At 63.1% G+C, this 7,368-nt stretch carries 7 protein-coding genes; 4 read left to right on the forward strand and 3 right to left on the reverse strand.

Annotation, left to right across the window (positions count from 1 at the left end):
* Positions 1-276, reverse strand: a 276-nt coding sequence (locus tag QZ189_RS10145; protein WP_296421691.1) for a hypothetical protein, incomplete at its 3' end; no start/stop codon positions are given.
* Positions 277-408: 132 nt separating this feature from the next.
* Here QZ189_RS10145 and QZ189_RS10150 point away from each other — a divergent pair.
* The 4 genes from QZ189_RS10150 to QZ189_RS10165 all read left to right on the forward strand — a co-directional run bounded on the left by QZ189_RS10150 (position 409) and on the right by QZ189_RS10165 (position 5,943).
* Entirely contained in the window at positions 409-2,031 is a 1,623-nt protein-coding gene (locus QZ189_RS10150; protein WP_296421692.1) for an ABC transporter transmembrane domain-containing protein, read from the forward strand.
* On the forward strand, positions 2,028-4,136 hold the full coding sequence (locus QZ189_RS10155; RefSeq protein WP_296416735.1) for an ATP-binding cassette domain-containing protein: 2,109 nt from the start codon (positions 2,028-2,030) through the stop codon (positions 4,134-4,136). Before QZ189_RS10150 ends, QZ189_RS10155 begins: the two co-directional genes overlap by 4 nt.
* 5 nt (positions 4,137-4,141) lie before the next feature.
* A complete protein-coding gene (locus QZ189_RS10160; protein ID WP_296416736.1) occupies positions 4,142-5,512 on the forward strand; it encodes an HlyD family type I secretion periplasmic adaptor subunit in 1,371 nt (456 codons plus the stop codon).
* 110 nt (positions 5,513-5,622) lie between these two features.
* Complete coding sequence (locus QZ189_RS10165) at positions 5,623-5,943, forward strand: lysozyme inhibitor LprI family protein (RefSeq protein WP_156797838.1); 321 nt, start codon at positions 5,623-5,625, stop codon at positions 5,941-5,943.
* On the opposite strand, the gene QZ189_RS10170 is transcribed toward QZ189_RS10165, so the two are convergent.
* Together QZ189_RS10170 and QZ189_RS10175 are read right to left on the reverse strand one after the other, a co-directional pair.
* The gene (locus QZ189_RS10170; RefSeq protein WP_296416738.1) at positions 5,940-6,680 is read right to left on the reverse strand and encodes an MlaD family protein; all 741 of its coding nucleotides are present in this window, start codon (positions 6,678-6,680) and stop codon (positions 5,940-5,942) included. The genes QZ189_RS10165 and QZ189_RS10170 overlap by 4 nt on opposite strands.
* A 74-nt stretch (positions 6,681-6,754) precedes the next feature.
* The coding region (locus QZ189_RS10175; RefSeq protein ID WP_296421693.1) for a hypothetical protein at positions 6,755-7,368 on the reverse strand (614 nt) is incomplete at its 5' end.

A 7,368-nucleotide genomic window follows, 5' to 3' on the forward strand; every position in this document is an offset into this window, starting at 1 on the left:
GCCCCCTGCACCTGGCGTTGGGAAGGGCTCAAAGTCAGAGGACCAAGGCCGACTCAGGCCTGCGTCGGGAAGGGAGGAGGCGGTGCCGGTTCGCCCAGTCGTTGTGTCCGCCTGAAGTGGTCTGCCCCCTTCCGGGATGGATTCATGCGCCTCTTCGAACTGCTCACGGCTGCCGTCGTGCAGGTTTTCCATCCCGAACATCCGCCGCAGCCGGTTGCCCACGCGCTTGGCGATGGACTGCTCGAGATTGCTGCCTTCAGGACGATCGGCGGCCATGGGAGCTGGAGCACTTTCCCCTCAGATTGACCAATTTCCTGTCATTCAGCACAGGTTTGATGAATAGCGCTACAGCTCGCTGCTATTGACGTTTGTCATGCCTAGTTTTTGCAGAGATCGGCCTGGGGCTCGGTGGTTCAAGCCTGGTGGCAGCGGCTGAAGCGCATCTCTGGGGATCCGGGTATCCGACCTGACTTGGATGACCCCACGGTGCGGGTGGTGATCGCCGCTTCGATTGCGATCAACCTGCTGGTGTTGGCGATTCCGCTGTACATCAATCGCATCTACACCTCGGTCCTGCCGCAGCAGGCCGGCGACAGCCTGGCGGTCATCACCTTGCTGTTGGCAGCGGTCCTGGTCCTCGATGTGGTCCTCAAGGGGCTGCGGGCCTGGGTTCTCAGTTGGCTTGGGGCATCCTCTGAGCATCGGCTCCGGCTGGGAGCGATCCGCTCGCTCTTGGGTAGCGATATCAGCAGTGTTCAGGCCCAGCCCTTGCAGGCCCGGCTGGCTCAGCTCCGCACGCCGGCTGCCTTGCGGGGTGTCTTTGAGCAGCAGTGGATCGTGCGCCGCATCGATCTTCCCTTTGCCGTTGTCTATCTCTTTGTTCTGCTGCTGATCGGCCATTGGTTGGTGATCCTGCCCCTGCTGCTGGCACCGGTCTTCATTCACTACGCCCACCAGGCCTCCCAGGCGATGCTCGCCGCGATCGAGCAGAAACACCGCCTGGAAACCAGCCTCAATGAAACCCTGCACGCCAGCCTGCTGGGGGCACCCACGATCAAGACCTTCAATCTCGAGGGGTTCTTGGTGCGTCGCCTGGAGCCGTTGCAGGAGCGCCTTGCCCAGGCAGGCTTTCGCCAGGAGGCGACCACGGCCCGGCTGCAAAACCTCTCGGGCCTCTTTGCCCAACTCAATCAACTTCTGATCGTCAGCTTCGGCGGTTGGATGGTGATCAACCAGGACCTCTCCAGTGGGGCCCTGGCGGCCTGCACCCTTCTCAGTGGTCAGGTGACCATGCCGCTGGGCAAGTTATTTGCTGCTGAAGGGCAACAGGCCAGCCAGTGGCAAGCCAATCACGACTACCAGCAGCTCGAGCAACTGCCCCAAGAACCCAACCTCCTGGTCGGCGATGAACCCCCAGCCAGCGGATCTCTGGAGCTCCCCCAATTCACCCTTCCCCAAGGAGGGGCCTTGGCCTTGGTCGGTGGAGACGTCGATAGCTCCTCGGCTCTGCTGAAGTCCATCACCGCCCTTGAGGGAGAGCTGCCCCATCACGCCAGCTACGCCGGTCGGCCGCTGCAGAGCTATCAACGCTCGCTCCTGCGCCGCCGCCTGCGGCTGCTGGTGCCCAACCCCCAACTCAGCACGGGCACGTTGCTTGAGAACCTCACCCACTTCCGCTCTGATCAGCTCGGGCCACGGGCGGCCCAGCTCTGTGAGCAGTTAGCTGTTGCCCCCTGGATTCAGGCTCTGCCGCGCGGCTACGAGACGCCGATCGGTGAGACCCAAGACTTTCCCTTGAGCCGCAGCTTGCGCTTCCGCGTCCAGGTCATCGCAGCCCTGCTGGATGAACCTGCAGCCTTGTTTTTGGACACCTCCCAGGTGGACCTACCCGCCTCCGAATTGCAGTGGTTCCTCGGGATTCAGTGTGAGGCCTCCAAGTTGGTGGCCCTGGAGGCCTGGCCTCCGGGATTGCCGCCGTCCATTCCGACCCTGCAATGGAAGGCCAGCGAGCTGGTGGAGGTGCAGCCATGATCGAGATCGCTCCACTGTTTGATCGCCTGCGCCAGAGCGAGTCCGCCTCGGCGCGTCTGCTGCCGGATCTTCTGGAAGCCCTGGATTGGTCAGGCGAGGCCATTCAGCTCCGCAATGCCATCAGTGGATCCCCCCAGTCCATGGACGGGGTCGATCTGATGAACACCCTGGCCAACCTGGGCTATCGCTGGACGGTCATCCCCCTGAGCGCGCGCACACCGCTGGCGCAGCTGCAGCGACTCGATTACCCCCTGGCCCTGCGCGCCGACCAGGCCAACTGGGAGTTCCGCTTGGTCCAGACCGCCGAGCAACTGGCTGGCTTGTTGGCCTTGGACCAGGCCTACTACGCCTACGACATCCGCTTTGAACCGGAGCGAGCTGGCGAGAAGCGGCAATGGTTCCAGGCCCAGGTGCTGCGTTTCCGCGGCGGGATCACCGAGCTCTATGTGATCTCGCTGCTGATCAACCTGCTGGCGCTGGCGATGCCCTTCTATATCCGCGCCGTCTACAACATCGAAATCCCTGGCGGGCAGGTGGGGGATTTGTTCCTGCTGCTGCCCTTCGCCATCACGGCCGTGCTCCTGCAGCTCTGGCTGACCCAGCGGCGTCAGGCCCGCTTGGCTGATCTGGGCGCGGAGCTGGATTTGCTCCTCAGCATCCGCGTGCTCGAGAAGGTCCTCTTGCTGCGCCTGCCCCAGTTGGAGCGCTACACCCCGCTCACCCTGGCCAACCGACTGCGCAGCTTCCAGGGTCTGCGCACCTACCTCACCGGTCCGGTGGCGCTGGCGGCCTTGGATCTGCCCTTCATCGGCATCTTCCTGGTGGCCATCGCCGTGATGAGCGTGCCCTTGATGTTGCTCACCGTCTTGATGGTGCTGGTTTGCTTTGGCGGGGTTTACCTCGTCGGACTGGCCGGCCGTGCCGTGCAGCAACCCCTCAGCCGCAACCCCTCCAACCTGGAGCCGATGCTGTTGGATCTGCTCCAGAACTTCGCTGAGATCAAGCGTGCCGGAGGAGAGCGCCGCTGGTACAGCCGCCTGGAGGAGGCCTCCAGTGAATCGGCGATCCAGGGGCTCGGACCACTGCGGCTGCAGCAACTGCTGGCGATCCTCACCGGCGAGTTCTCCCAGCTGACCGGAGCCTTGGTTCTGGCCACAGGCGCCGGCATTGCGATCGCCGGAAATTCCGGCATCGAGCTGGGCACCTTGATCGCCACGATGTTCTTCGTCTGGCGGGTCTTCCGCCCGATCCAAACGGCCTACCAAGCCCTGAGCCGCTGGTCCCAGATGCGGCCGAACCTCGAGCGCCTGAACCGCTTCATGGGGGCCTCGGAAGTCGAGCCCAGCACGAGCCTGAGTCAGCGCTGGGTGCTTCCCAACCCCAAGGGTGCCCTGGTCTTTAAGAACGTCACCTTGCGGCTCAACAACCTGCAGGAGCCCACCCTGGCTCAGCTCTCCCTCAAGGTGAATCCAGGTCAGCTGGTGGTGCTCTCGGGGCCGGAAGGCTCAGGCACGTCCTCTGTTCTGCGTTTGATCAATGCCCAGATCACCCCAGGCAGCGGCGTGATCACCCTGGACGGCTCGGATCTGCGCCAGATCCCCTTGGGGCAGCTGCGTCAGGCGATGGCCTTCTTGCCTGAAGACGCTGGGGTCTTCCCTGGAACCCTCCGGGAGAATCTGCTGCTGGCGGGCCCCTTCCTCACTGATCAGGATCTGCAACAGGCCCTGCAGTCCCTTGCCCTCGAGGAATTGCTGGAGGGCAAGGGACTGGATCGGCTCGTCGCCCTGCAGGGTCCCCATGCCCTGCTGCCCCATCAGGTGCAGGGGGTCGCCTTGGCGCGGTTGCTCTTGGCGGAGCCCGTTGTCCTGCTCCTGGATCAACCGCTTGGGGCGCTGCAACCCCACAACCGCCGAGCTCTGCTGCAGGTCCTGGCCCAGCGCCGCGGCAAGGGGACAACGCTGGTGGTGTCAGATGCGCCTGAGCTGCTTGAAATTGCCGATCAGATCGTCATCCTTCGGGAAGGATCTGTGGCCTTTGCCGGTACCCCTGCGGAGTTAATCGCTGCGCAGCAAAAACTTCCTCCTGCGCCTGCCAAGGCCGCCTAATTCCGATGAGCCTGTCCTCCCCGAACCCCCGCGATCTCCAGAGCCGCAAGCGCTCTGATGACGAGAGCTCCATCTGGCACCTGGAAGCGGATCCCTCCGACCAGGCCTTTGGCCATGGCCGCCGCGGCGAAGCACTGTCCCTCGAGGCCGGTCAGGTTCCCCCCAACCTGCTCCGCTGGCTGAAGGGGGTGACGGCGGTTTTTGCCGGTTCCATTGCGGTCTCGGCGATCATCCCGATCCAGGACTACGTCGTGGCCTCCGGTGAGATTGAGCCCGCCGGGGAGATCCAAAAGGTCCAGCATCTTGAGGGCGGCATTGTGCGCCAACAACTGGTGTCTGAGGGGCAGCGGGTCAAGAAGGGCCAGGTGATGCTCAAGCTCGACGAAGGGGAGATCGGCTCCCAGGAGCAGCAGACCGCGACCCGGATCACCAACCTCACCCTGGAGCAGCGCGAGTTGCGCAAGGCTCTCGGGGAGGAGGCGATGAACAGCAAACAGCGCACGCCAACGCGCCCTTCAGCGGAAGTGGAGAAGGCCTTCCGAGATCTCCAGGATCAAAAGGCCAGGGATATCACCCGTCAAATCACCCTGGCGGACCAACGCCTGGCCACCCTGCAGGCCAAGCGCAGGGAATACCTCGATGAAGTCGCACTGCTGAAGGAGCAGACCAAGGCCTACGAGAAGTTGGATCGCAGTGGAGCCATCCCCCACAACGACGTTCTCGAGGCCCGGCGTCGCATCGCTTCCACAGAGACCGAACTGGCGGAACTGGACGGAACGATTCAAGAGACGGAGACCCAACGCTTTGAACTGCGGGCCAAACTCCGCACGGACACCCTGGAGCAGCTGGCGAAAGTCACCAGTGAGAAGGCTGAGCTGCAGAGCGTGCTGGGCCGTCAGCTGGGGGAACTGGAGCGGCTGCAGGTGCGCTCACCGGTTGATGGCATCGTCAAGAGCTACACGATCAAGACCATCGGCGGGGTGATTGCGCCGGGCAGTGTGGTCGCCGAGGTCGTTCCGATTGGTCAGCGCCTGGAGGCCTTCACCCGGGTCAAGCCCAAGGACATTGGCAACGTCCGGATCGGACAGAAGGTGGAGGTGAAAGTGCTTGCCTACGACTACAGCCGCTACGGCACCGTGACCGGAAAGGTGGAGTCCGTGTCAGCTGGAACCTTCCAGGATGAGAAGACCGGTGAGCCCTACTACAAGGTGCGTGTGGCCTTGGATCGCGAGTATGCCGGCAAGGCCAAGGGCAAAAACCTCTTGGTGCCAGGCATGACGCTGACCGCCGATATCCTCACGGACCGCACCACCTTGCTCTTTTATTTGCTGGGCCCGATCCGCAAGGGCTTTGGCAATGCCATGCACGAGGGTTGATCACCATGCTGCACCGATCACGACGCCGCTTCACTGTCCTGTTCGCACTGGCTGCTTTGGCGGGGAGTACCCAGCCAGTGGCGGCCCAGCCCAATCCCTGTGCTCACACCATGAGCACGGTGGAGACATCGCTGTGCATCGCCAAGGTTCTTGAGCAGAAGGATCGGGACTTGGCTCTGGCCATGCAGAAGGTGGCAGCGGATGCTGCCGAGATGCCCGGCGGTCAGTTCCCCACGCTCTGGAAGGACAACCTGACGGGCTTCTTTAAGACCAGCGCGGATCCCGAGGATCAGCTGGCTGCGTTTCAGCAGGCCCGCCGCAATGCCTGCGTTTACATGAACTCCATCGCCTTCCAAGGCACGGGCTTCGGCATCTTCGTCAGCAACTGCGAGATTCGGATGACCGATGCCCTGATGCAGTCGCTCGACTAACGGTCCTTCGGCGCTTCCTCAAGGCCACCGATGCCAACCAACAGTTGCAGCAGTTTGCGGCTGATGCTGCTGAGTTCCTGTAGCTCCTTCAAGGTGTTCACCAGGATCGGCTGGGTTTGCTCCAGCACCTGCTGAGCACGATTGGAGGTGGCCTCGGCACTGGCACCGGTGGCGCTGATTTGCGTGAGCGTTTTGCGCAGGGTGGGTGCTGTCGCTGCGGTCTCCCGTTGCACCACGCCGCTGAGGTTGTCGACGCTCCCGAGGGTTTTGCGGATCTCGCGCAGGGTGTCGGGAACATCCTCTGCCGTGAGTTTGGTGGTGTTGTTCAAGGTGGCCTGCAGGGCCTTCTGGGTTTGATGCAGATCCACCATCAGGCTGCTGATGGCGGGCGGTTGCTCATAGGGCAGGGTCGTGTCGCGCATGCCGTGCTTCTCCAGGCTCACCGGCCAGGGCTGCGGATCCGGACTGACCACCAGGAAGTGCTCCCCGACAAGACCTTGCTGCCCTTGGCTGGCCGTGCTGCGTGGTCCCACCAACGGCGCAAATCGCTCGTCAATTTGAAACTTCACCTGCACCTTGGCGTTGGGCAGCATCTCCAGGGAGCGCACCTGACCGACCTGCATGCCTGAGATCTGAACCGCCTGGCCGGGCCTGATGCCACTGGCATTGGCCGCCACCAAGCGCAGGTTCAAAAAGCGTTGGCCCCAGTGCTGCTCACGCGCCAAGCCAATGATCAAGGCTCCTAGTAGCAGCACACCAGAGCCAAGAAAGAGGAGCCTCTCGTGACTCCGCGTCGGTGGATTCGGCATCGTCATAGGGAGCTCGCCTGCAGACGGATGGGATCGAGCACCGTGATCCAGATCAGCTTGAGGGCAAAGAGAACCATCAGTCCCTCGATCAAGAGATTGCTGACCATCAAGGCCGGATGGCGTTGGCGTTTGAGTTCCTGGTAGCCCCGCCATTGACTCCAGGCGCAGATGCAGGCCAGGAAGAAGGAGCAGCGCAGCATGGCCCGCAGGACATCCTGCAAGGCAACACCGCTGAGCAGCGCCTGGGCTTCCCCAATCAGGTCACTGCGGGGTGTGGTCAACGCCCCCGCGCAGAGCGAGGAGATCAAAAACAGCACCAGCAGAACCGCGGCGAGCAGTGCCGAGGCTGGAACACTGATCAGCCAGGCCCTGGAGCCGTGGCGTTCGACGCGATCCAGCCAGTTCGGCATCATCAGCGCCATCGCCAGCAGCGAGACCAGCAGCGGTCCCACCAACTGCAGCACCAGCAAGGTCAGCAGCTCCAAGCTGAAGCGACTGTTCTGCCCAAGGGGGCCGGCACTCAGCTCAACGATGCCGGCGCCAACCACCAGCCCCGAGAGCAGCACGGGACCGCCGCAACGTTGACCGTTGCGTTCGGCGGTGTTCAGCACCCGCC

The organism is Vulcanococcus sp. CPBay_Sum15L08_68, from assembly GCF_017855895.1.
Lineage (GTDB): Bacteria > Cyanobacteriota > Cyanobacteriia > PCC-6307 > Cyanobiaceae > Vulcanococcus.

Bases quoted from the DNA above. Each gene is read 5' to 3' on its own strand.
- QZ189_RS10165 (WP_156797838.1), top strand. From the start codon at position 5,623: ATGAGCACGGTGGAGACATCGCTGTGCATCGCCAAGGTTCTTGAGCAG.
- QZ189_RS10155 (WP_296416735.1), top strand. From the start codon at position 2,028: ATGATCGAGATCGCTCCACTGTTTGATCGCCTGCGCCAGAGCGAGTCC.
- QZ189_RS10160 (WP_296416736.1), top strand. From the start codon at position 4,142: ATGAGCCTGTCCTCCCCGAACCCCCGCGATCTCCAGAGCCGCAAGCGC.